Raw genomic sequence first — 18995 nt, 5'->3', positions numbered from 1 at the left:
GCTATTCAATACCGCCATAGGCATAAAATGCCTAAATAAAAAAATAAGGAGAAATAGGAGAAATAGGAGAAAATAAAAACTCAAAATAATGAGATCATTTTTTTATTTTCATCTACTTTATTACACCAACCCACAAATGAATAATATTTGGTCTCAAATTATCCTAAATTACAGCTGTTTATCTTAAATACGATTATCCTAAGAATTAGCTGAGAGACAAATTAGAAAGTAAACGCTAATTTGATATTAATAAAAATTAGAAACAAATCTCGCATAAATACTAAGGAAAGCAAGAATATGAATCTATTCAAAACAATCGCATCACTTTCGTTATTGAGTAGTATTTTAATACTAACCTCTGGTTGTACAACAATTGAGAGAAACTATCCCACTAGCTTAAGTGTTGCCAATGAGCAAACTGAAAATAGAGCCCTTTCAACAAAATGGGGAGAAAGTTTATCTTCTGTTACTGAAAGTGTTGAAGCGTATCGATTATCACAAACACCTTCACAAACAACATCTATATTTTATCAAAATGGAGCGCCTTCCAATTCTTATTCAAAAATTGTGTGTATTAGTGAAAGTCCAGTACAGATATCAATCTTGACTGAATACAGAAAGATAATGCCATTATATCACACACAGAATAATCAATATTTACTGTATGGAAAACAGAATGAGCGCTATATTATTTTCTTACATAACACTAGCCATAAAATAATATATGAAGCTGTTATTACTGTTGATGGATTAGATGTCATTAGTGGAACAGCAGGCTCTTATCAAAATAGAGGTTATTTATTAAGACCTGGAGATACTTTATTTGTTGAAGGTTTTAGAAAAAATCAGCAACAAGTTGCCGCTTTTCGCTTTGGCGCTCCTGATGAAGGATATGTAAATTATAGTGCTCAAGGTGATAAAAGAAATATGGGGGTAATTGGTGTTGCACTTTTTGAATCAGAAGAAGGCTCACAACAAATGATGAAGAAATGTAGCTATTTACCAAATCCTTTTCCAAATAGTAACTATGCACCAGAGCCTTGTATCCCTTAATCTTTATCCATTAAATTTCTTCTGCTAAAAATAGCGTAAATTATTACGCTATTTTTTTGAGCAACTATGAAATAAAGCGGCTTAAGATTTATATTAGCATTTAATGCTAGTGCACTTTTTCTAGCTCTATTTCAATCGTGTTAAATTCTAATAAGAAGCCATGATCTGCAAATCAGGTTTTTCTCCTCGCATAATAGCCCGCTGTTGTTCATGAACAGCCTCATTAATTGATTTTTGCTCTCCTGGTGTTCGAGTATTTTTACCACAAACTAATGTAGAACATACTGGACTGCCTATTCTATGGCTCCCTGAATTACCCGTACTAAAAGTAACGTTATCAGTAGTACAACCCAATAATAGAAAAGATAATAAGGTGATTGCTATGCGCATAATTTATCCATATAAAATTAAATTTTAAATTGATATTAAAATATTAATAGGCATCAAAAGTATAATGTGGCTTTTGTTTCCATTTGAATTCAACAGTTTGTTTTTTTTCATTCCAAATAGGCTCAGCAACTGGCATAGTAAAACTTATTTTTTGAATAGGCTTTAATGTTGAATTATTATTTAAATACTGATCGTTGATTGATGGTTTTTTCTCATTTAAACCAACTTTAAAAACTTGTCCAAGTCTTTGTTTTTCTTCTTGAACTTCCATTTCAAAACGAGATTGCTTTCCTAACATAAAAACCAAATTATTATTAACTGCGTGACTATCAGGAATGGAATTATCGGTGTGTGTTTCAATTAATTTAATCTGAGTTACTTTATTATTGGTACATCCAGAACTTACAAATACAGAAAGTAATAACAATAAAAAATAATGCATAAATTGAATATCAATAAGAAATAGGAGTAAATAATTATTCCATAAAATCGATTCATCAACAAAATAAATTTTCCCATTTATATAAAAATAAAGAAATCTGCTCATAAATCGATGATAGAAAATGATTTAAGCTATAAATTGATAAAAAATACAGAACAAATAAATAACTTAACTAAAATAATAAGAATAAACAAAAATATATCCAACGGAAATGTATAGTAACTAACTATATTAAATTATTACCATATAGAAATAAGAAAGGACACCAATAAGGTGCCCCCCAAATTTAATAATTGATATTTAATTATGTTTTTTATAATGTGATTTAACAAAAGAATCTAAATACACTTCTGTTTTATGATGAGTAAATTCTATTTTTTTATCATTTGGAATAAATAACGGTATACCCTCACCCAATAAAATTGGTATTCTAGTTATTATAAGTTCATCAACAAAACCTTCATTAATAAATCCTTGAACTGTTTTTCCACCGTCAACATACACTCTATTATATCCATCATCTTTAAGTCTTTTTATTATTTCATTAACATTTCCTGATAAGATATTTACATTACTAGGTAATGAGCTTGGTAATTCTTTAATGGTATTACTTAATACAAAAACAGGCTGAACATAGGGCCACTCAATATCAAAACCCATTATTGTTTCAAACGTTGTTCTTCCCATAATAATTACATCTATTTCACTAAGAAAGTCAGAAAAACCAAAGTCTAAATTTTCAGGGTTTTCAATACTGGTAAGCCAATCAATATTACCTTGCTTATCAGCAATATAACCATCTAAACTTGTTGCAATATAAACCACAATGTTCATTTTCAATACTCATTCTTAGAGAAGGCATTTGATATTAACATTAAATAAATAAAATTGAAAACAAACATAGAAGTAATGAAAATAAATTATTTTTTAATTTTAAATTAGATTTAATAATAAGATATTGCGATATAAAAAGTATTTTTATCTTTTAGTCATAAAAAAAGCCTTATAACTTTAATTATTATAAGGCTTATCGAAATAAAATAAAATTTATTGACCTGCTGACATTTTTTTCATTTGCTCTAAAGAATCTAAAGCTTGCTTACAAGTACTTTCCTGTACATCTTTAGGTAATGCTGCAAATTGTTCTTTAGCTTGAGTATATTGCGCTTTCATCGCTTCTGCTTGAGCTTTAGTTGCATCATTTTTTGCCATTAATTCGACATAAGAGTCAGTTTCTTTAAAATAGTCTTCACATGTTTTAGATAAATCAGCAGAAACAGCGATAGAAGAAATTGATAATAAACCCAAAGCTAAAATAAAATTTTTCATAAATATCCTTTAAGTATTGTTAACAGTTAGAGAGTTACTTCCATTATCTTTTAAGTCAGTATTATCTCAAAGAATAATAAAATGGGGATAAGTATTATCTTAATTAAAAAATAAAGCCTAATCTAATAATGATTATTATAATAAGTGGAATCAAAATATGATAATTAAATTTAGTTTATTATTTTCCGTATCAGCTAACACATGGATGGTCTTGCATTTCTTATCCAAGTTTGTGACGAGAAGTTTATTAGTGATGACTTGAGTGATGAAGGATATGCATTTACACAATATTATTATGAATCAGAAAATAATAGCTATTTTGAAGATTTCGAGCGTGTTTTAGCCCAAGGGTTATCTTCTTCATATTATGTTGAAAATACATGGGATAATTATGAAAAAATTGCATCTGTAATTACAGATGCATATACAAAGTGGAAAAAGAAGTAAATAGTTAAATTAATCCTTTTCTAAACATCATTTTATACTCTTCATTATTGGGAATAAGTTATTTAAACAATAATTAACTTATTGCTCATTAAATTAACATTCTTAGATTCTAAAAATTATCTTATCTAGTTTATTAATTTTGACGTGATCTATATAAAAGAATCATACGTTATTCTTATATATAGTTGCTCCGTACTTAATAGGTTCTATTAGTCAGGGGGGCTTCCCCCATCAACGGAGGCATTTGATGTCTATAAAATGGGTTTTAATCCTATCTGGATTTATTATTGGTACTCTTGCGTTACTTCTTGGCATTAACGGAAATCCACCTAATATGGGGGTTTGTGTAGCGTGCTTTATTCGTGATAGCGCAGGAAGCATGGGCTTGCATCACACCGAAACGGTACAATATCTTCGCCCAGAAATATTTGGTTTTATTCTTGGTTCTTTTATTGCCGCACTTATCTTCAAAGAATTTCAATCAAAGGCAGGTTCTGCGCCTATTATTCGTCTTACACTGGGTTTTCTAATGATGGTAGGCTGCTTAGTTTTTTTAGGTTGTCCATTAAGAATGGTACTTCGTATCGGCGCTGGTGATTTAAATGCTGTTATAGGATTAGTTGGATTAATAATAGGAATTGGCATAGGTAGTTTATTTGTCAAAAAAGGATTTTCTCTACCAAGAAATTATAACCAATCTCCTATAGAAGGTTTTATTTTACCTATTATATGTATATTCCTATTTGCTCTATTCTTATGGAATAGTGATATATTTAATGCCAGTGTGAAAGGCCCTGGAGCAAGTCATGCGCCAGTGTGGATGTCTATCATCGCAGGGCTTATTATTGGTTTTATTATTCAACGCACAAGATTCTGCTTTATTGGAATGGCCAAACATGTATTTTTATCACGCAATTACAATATGGCGTTTGGTGTAATCGCATTAACACTCGTTGTTTTTTTGGGTAATCTCTATTTAGGCAAGTTTAATCTTGGTTTTGAAAATCAACCAATAGCCCACAGCGATGGTCTATGGAATTTGCTCTCTATGGCGCTTGTAGGCTTATGTGGTGTACTCATTACAGGTTGCCCATTACGACAACTAGCTAATGCAGGTCAAGGTAACTCAGATGCAGCTGTAAGCGTCATGGGTATGTTAGTGGGGGCAGCATTTGCTCATAACTTCACTTATGCCTCAAGCCCTGCTGGAGTTACCGATAATGGTAAGCTAGTTGTTATTATTGGTTTATTGTTTGCTGTCATTGTTGCTGCTATTTATACCTATGTCGCAAATAAAGCAAAAGATAATGGAATTAGTAAAAATGGCGCATAACTATTTATTCCTTTTTCATGAGCAATACGCTGTAAAAAAACTTCAGCAACAACTCCAACAAGATAATTTTTCCGCAAAAATTATTGATGCTCCACGAAAAATATCGTCAGAATGTGAGTTAGCCATATCCATTTATTTTTCTGGCGATGAAATTTATAAACAGTATATTAATGATAACGTTAGAGCTGTTTATAAAATAGATTCAAACCATTTTGATGTACTTTGGAAAGATGAGTTTTAGCATAGTACATAACTAAGTTATTATATTTAGAACCTAGACAGTTAAAAGGCTACAATAGTAGCCTTTTCTTTATATATATAACTATATGGTTTATATAATTTTTTAATTAAAAATAAATTATCTTTCTAAAAACGAAAAACCATCCCTTTTTAGTTGGATGGTTTCTGCATCTTTATGTATTTATAGAGTAATTATTTTTTATTACTCACGCTTCTTCCGGTGGGTTTTTGAGGATCTGATGAATTTCCTCTTTCAGTTTTAGTTTTTGTTTTTTGAGCTCAACAACCTCTTCACCATATCCTCTTCTATCTTTATGTTCTAATCTAACAATTTTATGGTCAAGTTCGTTATGTTGTTCAAAAAGAGCACGAAAATGGGGGTCAGTCTGACGAAGTTTTGAAATTAAATCACGATATTCTGGAAACATAAATAGCTACCTTCCTTATTAATAGTGAATTAAATACTCTTATAATATTTACTCAAACTGATTAATCTGTCATTGTCTTTATGTTAAAAATAAGACCAACATCAATTAATATTTTTAATTCTTAAAATAGCTCAATATTTTTATATTATATACTCTCTGCATAGTTATAAAATTCAATACGTAAGAGCATATAAAAATGTAAATCTACTTAATCTAAAAATTATAAAATAATGATAAATACTTATTAATTTATCTCTTCAAACCAAACATCTTCATATCCATCTCTATCAATAATAAAATTATATCCTTCTGGTAGATAAAGATAATTTATTACTTCAGGTAGCAGTTCTTTCAAATGTTCTGTATGCAATGGTTGATAAAAGTCGTCCTTTGCACAATATTCCTCACAATAGAAAAACCAACTTATAGTACCACCTTCTAAGTGTTTTATGCGTGTACCGTAAATAGGATTACCATTTAGGTTATCCAAAGCAATCGCTACCATGTCTTCTGGCTTTTGAGGTAAAACACCATATCTTTCACACATTATGTTCTGTTGTTCTGAAATTAATAACCCATTGTTTTTATTCATATTATATCTTTAATTTTACAAAAAACACTCGAGAAAAGAGTTTATAAGTTTTTGATTATAATTAACTTATCGTTATCTACCAAGTATTGATAAAAGAGCACATCGCGCCCTCTATTCACATAGCCAAAAGTATAAAAATGAGTAGATCGACGAAACTCCACACAATTAAATAGAATGAAAAAACATCAATTTGCTTTAAAACTAGACGACGTAAAGCATAACAGCACTTTTTACTTAAAAAAAAGCATTTATTGTTAATTTATAAAATGAAAATTCACTACATTTATATCGGTCTCTAATAGTTTTTTATACCCATCTATTCGAGTCACTAAGCCCAATGCCGCCACATTGGGCTTTTTTATTGGCAATGGTTGTTGATATCATTTTCTCATTACAATTAGCTTTACATCTCTTTAACTTTACTCAAATATTTTTTTAGTTTTATTAATATCCATACCTATATCTTAAAATTAATGGGCATAAACTATAATCCATTATTACTGTTACGACTCAATTTTATTGTATAAGTAATAAAATAAGGATGCCGACTCAATTCCATTTTTGCCGGCATTTGTAACTATTTATTAGATGAAATATCTTGCTCTTGTAATTTAGAAAGTGCTAATTCTTTCATCCAATCTGCAAGTAGTGGTGCTGTTTTTATTGAATCCAATAATGCACGCTCTTTTTTTGTTAAACGAATAACAATAACTTCTGTTTTCATTGTAGACATAATAATTCCCCATTTGTAAAAGAGAAAATATTGACACAAAACAGTAACAGAACGGTCTGACTTACACTGTTTTACAAAATCATCATTTAAAGATGATTAGCAGTACATTATCGATAGGATATTTACGATATAGTTCGTTGTTTAAGTTTAGAAAAAACATTAATATATTTATGATAAATTAGTCTTTCTGATGATGGACAGTCACCGCAAGAAATTCAAAAAAGAGAATTTAATAAATTTGCAGATAAAACCGTTGATAAAGTATCTACAATGATTGGTTGTTTTGAACGATCGGAGAAAAAAAGTAAAAGCCCTAACTCTGATAAGCCTCTGCCTTATGAGAAATTAGACAATGAGTTTCTTAAGCTTACTGTATCATTCTTTCAAATTATTCAAGAAATCAAATATTCTGGCGATACAAGTCAATACGCAAAAAATAGAATTACCAGCTCATTATTTGGGATAACGCGTTGGTTAGATAATAAATACCCATTATGGAATAATGAAAGAGCTGAAGTAGAAAGAAACGGCAAAGAAATTGAGAAAAGAGTTAAAAAAGAATTTAAAGCAAAAAGATTTTATAAAACAAAATTTGCTATCCTAGCAATTGCCACTTTTTTTGCTCCCTTTATTTTTTGCTGGTTTTCTCTACAAAAAAAATATCCTAAATGGTTTAAAGTTATCAGTTTCTTATGGGCTCTATTTTTTGCTATTTTAGTATACAGAAACCCCAAAGTATAATAGCTAGGCTATTATGATATTCTCTTATTTAGCTTATGGTGTTTTTTTAAATAAAAAACACCATAAGCTAAATAACCCATCTAAGATATATTATTCTATATAGCAAATAATTATATTTTTCTTTAATAGAATTCACCTTAAGAAAGATTATATTCTAAATAAATTTTTTTACGGTTATTTAAATTGATAAAAAAAACAAATAACATAATCATTAAGCATAAATTAATTATTTTTCACACAATAAAAAATAAAAAGGTCATTTTTTATGCTATTGAATAAACATTTTAGTAAGAATATTATTACTATAAGTGTATTATCTTTCTTAGCCAGTTCTGTTTATGCAAAAGAAAATAATGTACAAGGTGTTATTCTCTCCAATAATGAAATTACTTCTAATTCTACTTACAGTGATACAACAAATCTTTATATAGATAAAAGCCACGAAATACAAAATATTACTCTTTCAAACGAGGCAATATTAAGAATGAATGGTGATAGTCTCGCGATAGGTACTATCGTTAAAGGCGATGCTACTATTAGCATGTATGCTCATGATGCAAAAAAAATAGGTATTCCTACTATTAAAGATACTATAGTAACAGGCACAAGTAATATTGATATGAGCGCAGGTTCATCATCTATAGGCAAATTATTTATAGATAAAAATGCTGAATTATATATTGATAACATTGATGCTGAATCTACTGATGTATCTAAAAATGATCCTGTCCCTTCAACTAAAATCTTTATAGAAAACTTAACACTAGCAGGTAAAACATATATTTTACCCTCATGGAACGAAGATTATGGTGATGATGGCGATGCTCCTAGACCAGAAAAACCAGGCCCAGAATTAATTACTCATATTAACAATCTAGAGATGCAATCTGGTAGCCAACTTGAAATGGAACATTATATTTCTGGCATGCAATTTAATCGGCTTGAATTGAAAACGCTCACCGGTGAAGGTACTTTTATTTTAAGTAGCAGCTTAGCCAATGGTTTAAGCGATAATATTTATATTTCAGATCATGCTACTGGGCATTTTGGATTAAAAATAAATGATAGCGGAGAAGAAATTTCTGATCCTAAAAATACTCAATTAGTTTATGTAAATAGAGGTGATGCTAATTTTAATTTATTAAATAAAGAGGGTCATGTTGAAGTTGGTGTTTGGAAATATAAACTAAATAGCAAAACTAATGATGGTCATACAGAGTGGTATCTTGTAGGTGGAAAATCAGGCGAGCCGGATACTTCTAAACAGCCTGATACTTCTAAACAGCCTGATACCTCTAAACAACCTGATACCTCTAAACAACCTGATACCTCCAAACAACCTGATACATCCAAACAACCAGATACATCTAAACAGCCTAATGTTACTCAACCTATATTAAGCAATAGTGCTCAAGCCGTTATTAATATGGCCTCAGCACCACAGCATATATTGAGTATTGAGACGAGTACTTTACGCCAAAGAATGGGCTTCTTGCGTGAAAATAATAATGATCTCGGAGTGTGGGTTCGCTATTTAAATGATAATTCTCATTTGAATGATAAAGGTTATAGTCAATTCAATTCAAACTTAAATGGAATGCAAGTTGGTATAGATAAGAAGATAGCCATAAATAATAACCAATTACTATTTGGTTTAATAACTTCTTACACTAAGAGTAAGATCAAATCTGACAATATTAATAATGGTGATATTAATAGCTATAGTGGTGGTATTTATTTAACTTGGATTAATCATTCTGGTTTTTATGTAGACTCTTTATTTAAGATGAATCATCTTCATAATGAAATCAATACTAATATGAATGAAGGTAGAAGAGTTAAAGGAAATTACAATCAAAATGCGGTTACAACGTCAACAGAAATAGGCTATCCTATTGCGTTCTCAAACGCATTAACACTGACACCATACAGCCAGATCTTTTATTCTCATATTGGTAAGTCGCATTATTTATTAGATAATGGTATGAAAGCAAACATCCACAATGCGGATAGCTTAAAAGGTGAATTAGGAACCACATTAGAAAGTAATTTACTGATTGCAAACCACAATGTTAAGCCTTACATAAAAGCAGCAATATCTCGTGAATTCATTAAAAATAACGAAATAGAAATTAATAACGTATCATTTGATAGTCGTTATTCTGGGAATACTGGTAAGTACGGCGTTGGTTTAACAACTAATATAGGTAATGATGCTCTTTTCTATACTGAAATAAACTATCAAAATGGTAATAAAATAGAAACTCCGATATATGTAACAGCAGGATTTAGAATGAGTTTTTAACTATTTTATTTTTCATTTTATAAAATTAACACATAAAAAACCTCATAACTTATGAGGTTTTCTATTTCAGTTTCATATTAGTATGTTTTTGCTGATATCAGTTCAAAACCTATTGCATTTGTTTTCTTAAAAACTTCTGCATTTCCCGTTTCATAAATATTACCGTGAACAATTTTAGCACAAATCTTTACTTCACCTTCACTTTCATCATTTATTTTTATACCAGAACATGATCTTCTTCCTTCTACGTATGAGTAACTAGACTTATAGCTACTTATTTCTCCGCTAGTAAAATAAACAATATTAGAAAGTATGAAATATACAATAATAAATATAATCATAATTAATGCTAAAGGAAAAATTAATAAATTTTTTATTTCCTTATTAAAAGTTGGTTTTTTATATATAAAGAAAAAGCATACTAACGAGGCAATAAAAGAGAACCCTAATGCTATTTTAATCGATACATTTGAAACTATAACATACTCTTTAATTTCAATTTTCCAATAGAAAAATACAGCTATAATAAATAAAATTGAAAATACATAACTAAATAACTGAGAATATGAGTATTTTTTCATACCACCTCTAACCTATTTGTTGTAAGAAAATAATTATATTTTCATATAGTGAATTATATCCATATGGTGATCGCAAGGATAAATTCGTGTTGTTGTATTCTTCTTTCTGTATAATGGTTTTTTTATCATATTTCATTAATCATATATAATAATTTTAAATTGCTATTTGATTATTTTATAATCCATTATAATTTTCTTCTTCCTCCTTAAAAATTGTTATTTGTATCAAATTTCAAATTTATCAGCTAAATATACAAAAAAAGGTCACCAAAGTGACCTCTAGTAAGAGCGCTAAATGATTTTCAATAAAAATAGTGGTAATTAACTAGCTTTGCAACCACTCAACACTGGTTTATCTTTTCCTTCGACTAAATCGGCATTATCACCTTTAGTATAAAGCTTATAAGTATAATTTTTATTCATCGCCTCATAGTTTGCACCAGAAGCCATTTTCATGATTTTCATTGGGATCATTTCATCCATTTGATTAATGATCGCATAGCTATCTTTTGCTGTATTTACATAGATAACTTCCATCACTTTATTATTTTCGCACACATAAGAAATTTTGGTTATCTCATCAGTATTATCTGCCATAACAAAACTAGAAGACAAAATACCTACTGCAAGAAAAACACTTTTAAATAAAAATTTCATATAGTCTCCTAAATATCATTAAGTTAGCGTTTATAGAGTATTCTTTTACTCTTCACTAATTTAAAAAAATCTATCTGAAACTCTAATGGGATTTATCCAATTTATAAAATTTACTATTAATCAATTAGTTATCTTTTGTTGGCCCCATACAACGACTATTATGACAACTAGCGAACCCTGCTATCGCTTTATTTGAATATACTCGAGTAAATTTGGGATGAGTCCAAACATTAGGTTGAACATATAACCTAAAGCTTTTACCTGTTGTGTAGTAATAATGTGCTTGCTGAAAAAAGTGATCATAAGAAGAGGCCCAATCTGACTTGTTAGATACTGCACAGGCGATAAATTCACCGCCATGATTCATGGCCTTAACACAAAAATACCGACCATCTTCAATTTTTCCCGAATTAAAATCCGTTAACGTAACATTAGAATAATATTCAATATTATGACTTAATGTATCTGTGGCAAATGCCGCTGGTGTTAATAATAAAAAGGTAAAAAATAGGCTACGCATTAACATACCATTCCTTAAGAAAATAAAGATAAAAGGTCTCTAATCCAGAATAATATTTCTTATTATTTTTTATTCTTCGCGGTGAACAAAGCGACAGTACCTTGTACATGAATAGAGATGTCATGAAATAAAGAGGAAAGCATTTCTTCCAAAGAGTCCACCGAATCAGAATAATTGCAAAAAATACCTTTTTTATTGTAAATAGACATTAATTTTTTACCAAAAAAATTATGTTTGACTCCCTGCCCTAAAATCGTTGTGCCATATAAAACCCCTTTTTCTGTCAGTAAATAACTTATATTTTCTATCGCTTTTTTCTTATCATCCATCGTTCCTGGTAAACAATGTAGTAAATAAAACAATGAGATAGAATTATAAGATGCATTTAATTTATTAGAAAAAGGCTGAAAAACATCATGCTGAAGGCAATTTATTAATTTATCATCAGGTATATACTTTTTAGTATGTTCCAGACTGTGCAAATTAAGATCAGTCAATGAGATTTCTTTTATATAATTTAATGATTTTTTTAAATAAAAGCCCGTTCCAACACCAATATCCATATGGCGCTCACCGAGATGATTTTTAAAATGTGGAATTAGATATTTATTCGTATCACAGTGCCATGCATAGCTATTAGAAATATTAAGCACCCACCAATCATATAGCTTCAATGACACTGGTGTATATACTTTGACTCCATCATGTGTACTTAATGTCATACAATACCCTATCATAAAATGACTATTTTATTTTTTATTTATTGTATGAATAGTTGAAAATACCGAATAATAAATCAGGAAATATTTTTAAAACATTATCTACTCACTAAGTCACTTACTTTATTTCTCTTAATTATAAAAATTTTTTTCATTACTAGAGACTATCAATAATAACAATGAGATATGATTTATTATCCTATTTTTTCAAGTAAATCTCAGTAACAACTAGCAACCATAACTTACCTTTATAATCTAAATATGATTAAGTAATAATACTATTAACTAACTTATTCTGGTGATAGTTATGTCTTGCAAACACAAAATTCCTCTTGGAATAAATGTGTTAGATGCTACTCAAACGCGAATTGAATGGTTATTTGATACTTTTGAACAAATCTCTCTCTCCTTTTCTGGAGGTAAAGATTCTACTGTTCTTTTTCATCTTGTTGCTGCTGAAGCAAGAAAACGACATCGAAAATTCAATGTCATGTTTCTTGACTGGGAAGTGCAATACTCCGCAACCATTAGCCATGTTGCAAAAATGAAATCTTTGTATGAAGACTGTACGGAGCGATTTTACTGGATTGCATTACCTATAACGACGGAAAGCGGGATCTCACAATATGAACCAACTTGGACGGCTTGGGAACCAGAAAAAAAATGGGTAAGGCAACCTCCAGAATACGCAATCACTGATCCAGACTTTTTCCCTTTTTATCATCCGAATATGATTTTTGAAGACTTCACACCTGCATTTAATCAGTGGATCACAGGAAATCATCGTAGTTCAGTTATTTTATTAGGGATCAGGACGGATGAATCATTAAATCGCTTTATTGCTATCAATAACAACCAAAAACTACGTTATGCCGACGATATCCCATGGACAACGGCATCACCCGAAGGTTTTTATTATATGGCCTATCCTATTTATGACTGGCATGTAAAAGATATTTGGACATACATTTCACGTTTTAACCTACCCTATAATTCTATTTATAGTCTAATGCACCAAGCTGGGGTTAGTTTAAGTCAAATGCGCATTTGTGAGCCATTTGGCCCTGAACAACGCAAAGGGCTATGGTTATATCATGTTTTAGAACCTGAGACGTGGAGTCTAGCCTGTGAACGAGTGAGTGGTGCTGATGCGGGTATGTTATACACCCAGCCTCGTAATAAATCAGGTTTTTTTGGACAACGTAAAATCAGCAAACCCGCCCATCATACATGGAAATCTTACGCCCACTTTTTACTAGCGAGCGTACCAGAACAAACAGCCGAACATTACCGAAATAAAATCGCAGTTTATCTCCATTGGTATACTGAGCGAGATTATCCAAATGGAATACCAGATGAACAAGAGGGTGATACTAGCAGTAAACAAATTCCGTCTTGGCGACGGATCTGTAAAACTATTTTACGTAATGATTTTTGGTGTAGAACATTAGCATTTAGTCCTACCAAATCACACTGTTATGACCGATATTGCAAGCGGATACAGGAAAAACGTAAAAATTGGCAGTTGATTTAATAAGAGGTGAATATGACTATTGAAACAGTGTTTTCTTCGCTAAAAGATTATCTGCTAAAACTAAATGATGAGCAAAAAATCGAAGCTATCAACAAAATCAAATTATTTCTTCATCAAATTAGTCCGTTCAAAAATGAACCCATAGATTGTGTTCTTTGGATAAAACAAAATCAAGTCGTAGCAAATGACTACAACCCTAATGTTATGTCTCCCACAGAAAAGAGATTACTCAAAACCTCATTGGTAAAAGACGGTTATACTCAACCCGTTGTAGTATTATCTGCACAACAAAATAAAACTAAACAATTGCAGTGGCAAATCGTTGATGGCTATCATCGTTATTTATTAAGTAAAGAAAACGCCTTAAAAAAACGAATTAATAATTATTTACCAGTCACCATCCTTGATGTTAAAAACAACACAATATCAGATCAAATAGCAACCACTATTCGTCATAATCGAGCAAGAGGACAACATCAAGTCGCAGCTATGTCAGATATAGTTAGAGATCTATCCAGATTGGGATGGAGCGATAAACAAATTGGTGATGAACTAGGTATGTCACAAGATGAAGTATTACGCTTAAAACAAATCTGTGGATTAGCAGAATTATTTTCAAAACACAATTTCTCAGAAGCTTGGACAGTAAAATAAGGCGAACAAGTCACCCTAAATACGTTAACCTCAACGTTTAAAAAAGCGAGAGATAAATGTGGGTTAACTTGGGGAAAAAGCACAGCCCCTACTTTCCATGAACAACGATCTTTATCCGGGCGACTTTATCGTGAGCAAGGAATTAATACACAAAAATTATTGAGGCATAAAACACAAAATATGACCGCTAAATATCACGATAATAGAGGCAAAGTGTGGTAATTATTGCTGTTTAATTGAAGAGTTTTGGGGATATTTTGGGGAAGAATTTTATAGTACAAAAAATAAACGGGAACTAATAAGCTCCCGTTAACTATTTATCAAATCAACAATTATATATGTTTGATAATTGCGTCACCAAACTCGCTACATTTCAGCAGTTTAGCGGCTTCTAGCTGACGTTCGAAATCATAAGTGACGGTCTTAGCAGCAATCGCGCCTTCCATACCTTTAATGATTAAGTCAGCGGCTTCAGTCCAACCCATATGGCGTAGCATTATACCCATAATAATTAGGTAACTTATTAAATAAGTTATAATTATTGTTGGTGATAATCTTTTTTTATGTGATCTTGGTTTGTATGTAACTGGTTGATTTTTAGTTTAGATTGGGGTAGTTTTGGGGAAATTATTTAAAGAATAATAATATCTATTAGTATTGACATAATAATTAAAAATAGAAATATTTAAATAAATTGCAACAAGTATAACCATCTATCGCAACACTAATAAATACATAAAGATCAATCAATGACATACGGAAAAAGCATAAAATTATTCTTAGCTGATGGCTCCATTAACGGGATCCTAACGGCTGAGGTTATAAATTGGACAGGTCATGTCTTATCAGCACCTCGTACAAAACTTGTAGAATTAATAAAAAGAGATGAATGCTCACGTACTGGAATTTATTTTTTAGTGGGATATGATCCAGAAAAAACTTTACCCAACGTTTACATTGGCGAATCTGATGATGTTGCAAATAGATTGAAACAACACAATCGCACAGAGGATGCTGGAGGTAAAGATTTTTGGGAAAAAGTATGCCTAGTTACAGGTAAAGATCAAAATATTACTAAAACTCACATTAAATATTTAGAAAGTCGTTTAATTGAAATAGCCAAATCTAGTGGACAATGTTTACTAATGAATGGCACTGCTCACTCATATAATCGACTCCCTGAATCAGATACAGCTGATATGGAATATTTTCTGGAGCAAATTCAAGTAGTACTCCCCGCTATTGGACTTACATTTTTAAAAGAAATCAAATATCCAAGTGAGCAAATAAAAACTAATTATTCATCAATAAAAGATGAAGCTGATTTTTACTTGTCTATCAAAGGAATAGAAGCTAAGGCTAAAATTATAGATGGTGAATTTTATGTTTTAAAGGGCTCTCAAGTTCGAAAAAATGTAACTGACACTAAACATACTTATGTTAAAAATCTTAGACCTCAATTATTTGATAACAACATTATTGATTCAAAGAATTATGTATTCACACAAGATTACTTATTTTCCAGCCCATCCGCAGCTGGAGCTGTAATTCTTGGTCGAGCATCTAATGGACGAAAAGAATGGAAACATATATCTACAGGTAGTACTTACGATACTTGGCAACAAAATCAAGTAGAAGAATTACTTGATTGATTTTACTTTTTATATGAATTCTATAATGCTAAATTTGGATAAAAGAATTCTAAGTTTTTCAGCTCAAGTAATATATTTGATCATATGGTAACCTACCAACTAATCTATTTTAAGGAAAAATTGGAATCGAATATGTTTCTATACTAAAACAAGATAGTTTTAGTGATAATATTCAAAAAATATTTGTTTAGTAATCGTGGAAAAATCAAGAAATAAGTACACTTAAAACAAGTGTACTTATTTTATATTAATCTGTTTTCTTATTTAAGAAAACAGATTGAAATTTATCTATCTCATGATTTACAACATCATGAATTTCATGAATTAAATCATTATATTTTGCTTTTTCTATACTTTGATCTACAAATACACGAATGAAATATTTTATACTTTGATATTGTTTAAGTTTATCACTACACTCCGTTAATTTTTTAATTTTATAAGTATTATCCATTTCTTTAACTAGTAGTTTTACTTCTGTTTTATCAATATCTTTAAATGCCGTATCTGAAACAACATCAATGGTATATTGATGTTGTTCAAGAACATCACTTAAAATAGGGAGTAATTTTGATTGTAATTCTTTTTTTAATGTTCCATCATCTCTCTTTGTAATTTCTACATTTACAATAGAATGCTTAGCTTCATAAATTTTTGACCAAGGTTTCCTATTAATAATATCATCCAATATTTTTTTATTTATACTTTCTGTTTCAGTGATTTCTATCCATTTTGCAACTTTTTCATTTAAAAAATAATCATCACTACAATCAGTATAAAATTCAACCAAATCAGCAATGCAATCATCTTTTAGATTTGCACTATCACAACATTCATAAATAATAAAATTCTCATCATTTTTACCTTTCATATTTTCACACACTTTATTTAGCATAGATGAGAATGCCCGATTAGTTTTATGAAAATAAACTTGAGAGAATAAACTAGAACGAGCCCCAATAAATTCAGCAATAGAATCAATCCCACTTTCTTTATAAGCAAGATATACCTTACCATTTTCCTCTACCGGTACAATGGACATAAACAGGCGATTATAATCATAAAGTCCGCATTTAACCCCTGAAAAATAACTATCTCTGAGTAAATAATCCATCCTATCGGCATCTATCGGGCATGATGATATTATTGACGTCATCAATGGTAAAATATCAATTTCTTCATCATTAACTTTTGATATAATAACACCATTATCATATCTCTTATCTATTATTTTAAGTACGTTGTCTATATTTATTTGATCCTTACTTTCTTGTGTTTTTAGATCGTTGTATATAACGAGACAAAATATCAAAGATAATTGTTCATGCTCAACACTTTCTGTTGGACTGTTTAAAACATTAAGAATTTTATGATATTTACTATCTAAACACTCAATTAATTGAGCTTTACTTGGCATAAAACTATCAAATTGATGAGACATTGGACCATGTCCAATATCATGCATTAGAGCTGCAAGCCTTAATTCTTGGACATTCTGCTTAGGAATTAAATTTATCTCATTAAATACACTTCCATCATGATACTTTTTACCATAGCGAATGGCATTCAAATGCAAATTTTTAAGTATTTCATTTGATAAATGGAGTACACCTAAAGAATGCTCGAAGCGGCTATGAACAGCAGAAGGAAATACTTTATATAAAAAAGAATTTTGTTTAATATTACGCAAACGCTGATATAATGGGTGATTAATAAATTCGATTTCTAATGCTGTCAAACGAATAATTCCATGGATTGGGTCAAGAATTTTTCTTGTTAACTCATCTTCAATATTCATAGTTAGAACCTTCTATATTCCTGAGTCATTTATTTTAAGAATTTATAAGATTTGTTTATGATAATTTCTCTTATTAAGACTATAAGGTCAACATATTTATTCTTTAATTTTTAAGTCTGTTATTAAGCTTAATTTGAATAAACTAGTGAAAAATAACTTACAAAAACTATCACACTCTGATCTTTATAGGATAAACTATACATACTTTTAGAATAAAAGGCTTTAATTATATATTAATTGATATTTAATAACAAAAAAAATTAATAACTATAATTTCATACCAACATAAAAATACTATTTATTTGGTGAGGTTGTTACATGGCGACCCATTTTCTCACTATTTTTTTATTGATAATCCTTAATATCAATATACTGCACTACATCATCCGTGCTTGAATTTGCACTAGCTCCCGGCAATACTGTTAATTGCCATCGTATTGGTACGATTTTAGTGCCTGAACCGCAACTTCCCACTTCAATAACGGCATGTTGATAAGGAGATATTGGTGTGGAGTAATATCCGACAACTCGACACAGTGAAGCGCATTGGATACCCACTGATAATTCATTACCAATAGGTCTACCATTAGAAAACCCTGTAATGGACTGAATTCTTAATGGTCTTGTTCCTGAGACTTGAAGCAACTGGTTATTATTAAATATCTGAATACCCCATTTTTGGGGTTTGACTTTATTATAATATGAGGCTCTAACGAATAAATAACACTCAAAAAAAACATCACCGTTTTGTTGACAAGTAATGTTCCAATATCCATCCTTTTTTATGACCGAAATTGAGGTAGGAATAACAGATTGTATTGATGTACATCTTGAAAAGACCATTGGC

The 18995-nt window shown here is 30.2% G+C and carries 23 protein-coding genes and 1 pseudogene; 10 read left to right on the top strand and 14 right to left on the bottom strand.

All coding sequences use genetic code 11. The features are described 5' to 3' along the window. The first annotated feature begins 297 nt into the window (after positions 1-297). Entirely contained in the window at positions 298-1053 is a 756-nt protein-coding gene (locus JEP71_RS00115) for a hypothetical protein (protein WP_198625544.1), read from the top strand. A 147-nt stretch (positions 1054-1200) separates the two neighbouring features. Here the strand turns inward: JEP71_RS00115 and JEP71_RS00110 are convergent, their stop codons facing one another. From JEP71_RS00110 to JEP71_RS00095, 4 genes are all read right to left on the bottom strand, one after another. Continuing rightward, positions 1201-1443: a hypothetical protein gene (locus JEP71_RS00110; RefSeq protein WP_198619656.1), complete on the bottom strand. Its 243-nt coding sequence runs from the start codon at positions 1441-1443 to the stop codon at positions 1201-1203. 43 nt (positions 1444-1486) lie between these two features. Continuing rightward, positions 1487-1990, bottom strand: a complete 504-nt coding sequence (locus JEP71_RS00105) for a hypothetical protein (RefSeq protein ID WP_198625543.1) — start codon at positions 1988-1990, stop codon at positions 1487-1489. Between the two features lie 195 nt (positions 1991-2185). Beyond that, positions 2186-2719 carry a dihydrofolate reductase family protein gene (locus tag JEP71_RS00100; RefSeq protein ID WP_198625542.1) on the bottom strand — a complete coding sequence of 178 codons (534 nt, stop codon included), beginning with the start codon at positions 2717-2719 and terminating at the stop codon, positions 2186-2188. Between the two features lie 213 nt (positions 2720-2932). Further along, positions 2933-3214 (bottom strand): DUF5339 domain-containing protein, encoded by a 282-nt coding sequence (locus JEP71_RS00095; protein WP_196533314.1) that lies wholly within the window; start codon positions 3212-3214, stop codon positions 2933-2935. Between the two features lie 201 nt (positions 3215-3415). On the opposite strand from JEP71_RS00095, the gene JEP71_RS00090 reads away from it, so the two are divergent. From JEP71_RS00090 to JEP71_RS00080, 3 genes are all read left to right on the top strand, one after another. Then, a complete protein-coding gene (locus tag JEP71_RS00090) occupies positions 3416-3661 on the top strand; it encodes a DUF7832 domain-containing protein (RefSeq protein WP_232797436.1) in 246 nt (81 codons plus the stop codon). Positions 3662-3908: 247 nt separating this feature from the next. Next, the gene (gene yedE, locus JEP71_RS00085; RefSeq protein ID WP_232797435.1) at positions 3909-4994 is read left to right on the top strand and encodes a YedE family putative selenium transporter; all 1086 of its coding nucleotides are present in this window, start codon (positions 3909-3911) and stop codon (positions 4992-4994) included. Continuing rightward, the gene (locus JEP71_RS00080; protein ID WP_198625540.1) at positions 4969-5235 is read left to right on the top strand and encodes a putative Se/S carrier-like protein; all 267 of its coding nucleotides are present in this window, start codon (positions 4969-4971) and stop codon (positions 5233-5235) included. Before yedE ends, JEP71_RS00080 begins: the two co-directional genes overlap by 26 nt. A 205-nt stretch (positions 5236-5440) precedes the next feature. On the opposite strand, the gene JEP71_RS00075 is transcribed toward JEP71_RS00080, so the two are convergent. The 3 genes from JEP71_RS00075 to JEP71_RS00065 form a co-directional block, all read right to left on the bottom strand. Beyond that, positions 5441-5662, bottom strand: a complete 222-nt coding sequence (locus tag JEP71_RS00075; RefSeq protein WP_109372547.1) for a DUF465 domain-containing protein — start codon at positions 5660-5662, stop codon at positions 5441-5443. A gap of 244 nt (positions 5663-5906) precedes the next feature. Next, positions 5907-6254: an immunity protein Imm33 domain-containing protein gene (locus JEP71_RS00070; RefSeq protein WP_198625539.1), complete on the bottom strand. Its 348-nt coding sequence runs from the start codon at positions 6252-6254 to the stop codon at positions 5907-5909. A 577-nt stretch (positions 6255-6831) separates the two neighbouring features. Further along, positions 6832-6987 (bottom strand): hypothetical protein, encoded by a 156-nt coding sequence (locus tag JEP71_RS00065; protein ID WP_194952313.1) that lies wholly within the window; start codon positions 6985-6987, stop codon positions 6832-6834. Positions 6988-7257: 270 nt separating this feature from the next. Here JEP71_RS00065 and JEP71_RS00060 point away from each other — a divergent pair, with 270 nt between their 5' ends. Further along, positions 7258-7728 carry a hypothetical protein gene (locus JEP71_RS00060; protein WP_198625538.1) on the top strand — a complete coding sequence of 157 codons (471 nt, stop codon included), beginning with the start codon at positions 7258-7260 and terminating at the stop codon, positions 7726-7728. Between the two features lie 265 nt (positions 7729-7993). Beyond that, a complete protein-coding gene (locus tag JEP71_RS00055) occupies positions 7994-10033 on the top strand; it encodes an autotransporter outer membrane beta-barrel domain-containing protein (RefSeq protein ID WP_198625537.1) in 2040 nt (679 codons plus the stop codon). Between the two features lie 77 nt (positions 10034-10110). On the opposite strand, the gene JEP71_RS00050 is transcribed toward JEP71_RS00055, so the two are convergent. The 4 genes from JEP71_RS00050 to JEP71_RS00035 form a co-directional block, all read right to left on the bottom strand. Next, on the bottom strand, positions 10111-10614 hold the full coding sequence (locus tag JEP71_RS00050) for a hypothetical protein (RefSeq protein WP_198625536.1): 504 nt from the start codon (positions 10612-10614) through the stop codon (positions 10111-10113). A gap of 321 nt (positions 10615-10935) precedes the next feature. Continuing rightward, the gene (locus tag JEP71_RS00045) at positions 10936-11271 is read right to left on the bottom strand and encodes a c-type lysozyme inhibitor (protein WP_198625535.1); all 336 of its coding nucleotides are present in this window, start codon (positions 11269-11271) and stop codon (positions 10936-10938) included. Positions 11272-11395: 124 nt separating this feature from the next. Next, on the bottom strand, positions 11396-11791 hold the full coding sequence (locus JEP71_RS00040) for a subtilase family AB5 toxin binding subunit (protein WP_198619664.1): 396 nt from the start codon (positions 11789-11791) through the stop codon (positions 11396-11398). A 62-nt stretch (positions 11792-11853) separates the two neighbouring features. Beyond that, complete coding sequence (locus JEP71_RS00035; RefSeq protein ID WP_196533324.1) at positions 11854-12513, bottom strand: class I SAM-dependent methyltransferase; 660 nt, start codon at positions 12511-12513, stop codon at positions 11854-11856. A gap of 304 nt (positions 12514-12817) precedes the next feature. On the opposite strand from JEP71_RS00035, the gene JEP71_RS00030 reads away from it, so the two are divergent. The 3 genes and pseudogenes from JEP71_RS00030 to JEP71_RS17450 form a co-directional block, all read left to right on the top strand. Continuing rightward, positions 12818-14044 (top strand): phosphoadenosine phosphosulfate reductase, encoded by a 1227-nt coding sequence (locus tag JEP71_RS00030; protein ID WP_198619665.1) that lies wholly within the window; start codon positions 12818-12820, stop codon positions 14042-14044. Between the two features lie 12 nt (positions 14045-14056). After that, complete coding sequence (locus JEP71_RS00025) at positions 14057-14698, top strand: IbrB-like domain-containing protein (protein ID WP_198625534.1); 642 nt, start codon at positions 14057-14059, stop codon at positions 14696-14698. Then, positions 14699-14920: pseudogene (locus tag JEP71_RS17450) on the top strand (integrase); the annotation flags it as partial. It lies immediately after the preceding gene. A gap of 110 nt (positions 14921-15030) precedes the next feature. Here JEP71_RS17450 and JEP71_RS00020 read toward each other — a convergent pair. After that, positions 15031-15207, bottom strand: a complete 177-nt coding sequence (locus tag JEP71_RS00020) for an isocitrate/isopropylmalate family dehydrogenase (RefSeq protein WP_332872260.1) — start codon at positions 15205-15207, stop codon at positions 15031-15033. A 240-nt stretch (positions 15208-15447) separates the two neighbouring features. Here JEP71_RS00020 and JEP71_RS00015 point away from each other — a divergent pair, with 240 nt between their 5' ends. Further along, positions 15448-16350, top strand: a complete 903-nt coding sequence (locus JEP71_RS00015) for a GIY-YIG nuclease family protein (RefSeq protein ID WP_115370338.1) — start codon at positions 15448-15450, stop codon at positions 16348-16350. Between the two features lie 247 nt (positions 16351-16597). Here the strand turns inward: JEP71_RS00015 and JEP71_RS00010 are convergent, their stop codons facing one another. Together JEP71_RS00010 and JEP71_RS00005 are read right to left on the bottom strand one after the other, a co-directional pair. Next, positions 16598-18148 carry an HD domain-containing protein gene (locus JEP71_RS00010; protein WP_198625533.1) on the bottom strand — a complete coding sequence of 517 codons (1551 nt, stop codon included), beginning with the start codon at positions 18146-18148 and terminating at the stop codon, positions 16598-16600. 345 nt (positions 18149-18493) lie between these two features. After that, positions 18494-18793 carry a hypothetical protein gene (locus JEP71_RS00005; RefSeq protein ID WP_198625532.1) on the bottom strand — a complete coding sequence of 100 codons (300 nt, stop codon included), beginning with the start codon at positions 18791-18793 and terminating at the stop codon, positions 18494-18496. Between the last annotated feature and the right edge of the window lie 202 nt (positions 18794-18995).

This window comes from Proteus sp. PR00224, from assembly GCF_016238105.1.
Taxonomy (GTDB): Bacteria; Pseudomonadota; Gammaproteobacteria; order Enterobacterales; family Enterobacteriaceae; genus Proteus.
This window is presented reverse-complemented; position numbering and strand designations above follow the sequence as displayed.

Coding starts and splice junctions, on each gene's coding strand:
- JEP71_RS00115 (WP_198625544.1), top strand. CDS start 298: ATGAATCTATTCAAAACAATCGCATCACTTTCGTTATTGAGTAGTATT.
- JEP71_RS00110 (WP_198619656.1), bottom strand. CDS start 1,443: ATGCGCATAGCAATCACCTTATTATCTTTTCTATTATTGGGTTGTACT.
- JEP71_RS00105 (WP_198625543.1), bottom strand. CDS start 1,990: ATGAGCAGATTTCTTTATTTTTATATAAATGGGAAAATTTATTTTGTT.
- JEP71_RS00100 (WP_198625542.1), bottom strand. CDS start 2,719: ATGAACATTGTGGTTTATATTGCAACAAGTTTAGATGGTTATATTGCT.
- JEP71_RS00095 (WP_196533314.1), bottom strand. CDS start 3,214: ATGAAAAATTTTATTTTAGCTTTGGGTTTATTATCAATTTCTTCTATC.
- JEP71_RS00090 (WP_232797436.1), top strand. CDS start 3,416: ATGGATGGTCTTGCATTTCTTATCCAAGTTTGTGACGAGAAGTTTATT.
- yedE (WP_232797435.1), top strand. CDS start 3,909: ATGTCTATAAAATGGGTTTTAATCCTATCTGGATTTATTATTGGTACT.
- JEP71_RS00080 (WP_198625540.1), top strand. CDS start 4,969: ATGGAATTAGTAAAAATGGCGCATAACTATTTATTCCTTTTTCATGAG.
- JEP71_RS00075 (WP_109372547.1), bottom strand. CDS start 5,662: ATGTTTCCAGAATATCGTGATTTAATTTCAAAACTTCGTCAGACTGAC.
- JEP71_RS00070 (WP_198625539.1), bottom strand. CDS start 6,254: ATGAATAAAAACAATGGGTTATTAATTTCAGAACAACAGAACATAATG.
- JEP71_RS00065 (WP_194952313.1), bottom strand. CDS start 6,987: ATGTCTACAATGAAAACAGAAGTTATTGTTATTCGTTTAACAAAAAAA.
- JEP71_RS00060 (WP_198625538.1), top strand. CDS start 7,258: ATGATTGGTTGTTTTGAACGATCGGAGAAAAAAAGTAAAAGCCCTAAC.
- JEP71_RS00055 (WP_198625537.1), top strand. CDS start 7,994: ATGCTATTGAATAAACATTTTAGTAAGAATATTATTACTATAAGTGTA.
- JEP71_RS00050 (WP_198625536.1), bottom strand. CDS start 10,614: ATGAAAAAATACTCATATTCTCAGTTATTTAGTTATGTATTTTCAATT.
- JEP71_RS00045 (WP_198625535.1), bottom strand. CDS start 11,271: ATGAAATTTTTATTTAAAAGTGTTTTTCTTGCAGTAGGTATTTTGTCT.
- JEP71_RS00040 (WP_198619664.1), bottom strand. CDS start 11,791: ATGCGTAGCCTATTTTTTACCTTTTTATTATTAACACCAGCGGCATTT.
- JEP71_RS00035 (WP_196533324.1), bottom strand. CDS start 12,513: ATGACATTAAGTACACATGATGGAGTCAAAGTATATACACCAGTGTCA.
- JEP71_RS00030 (WP_198619665.1), top strand. CDS start 12,818: ATGTCTTGCAAACACAAAATTCCTCTTGGAATAAATGTGTTAGATGCT.
- JEP71_RS00025 (WP_198625534.1), top strand. CDS start 14,057: ATGACTATTGAAACAGTGTTTTCTTCGCTAAAAGATTATCTGCTAAAA.
- JEP71_RS00015 (WP_115370338.1), top strand. CDS start 15,448: ATGACATACGGAAAAAGCATAAAATTATTCTTAGCTGATGGCTCCATT.
- JEP71_RS00010 (WP_198625533.1), bottom strand. CDS start 18,148: ATGAATATTGAAGATGAGTTAACAAGAAAAATTCTTGACCCAATCCAT.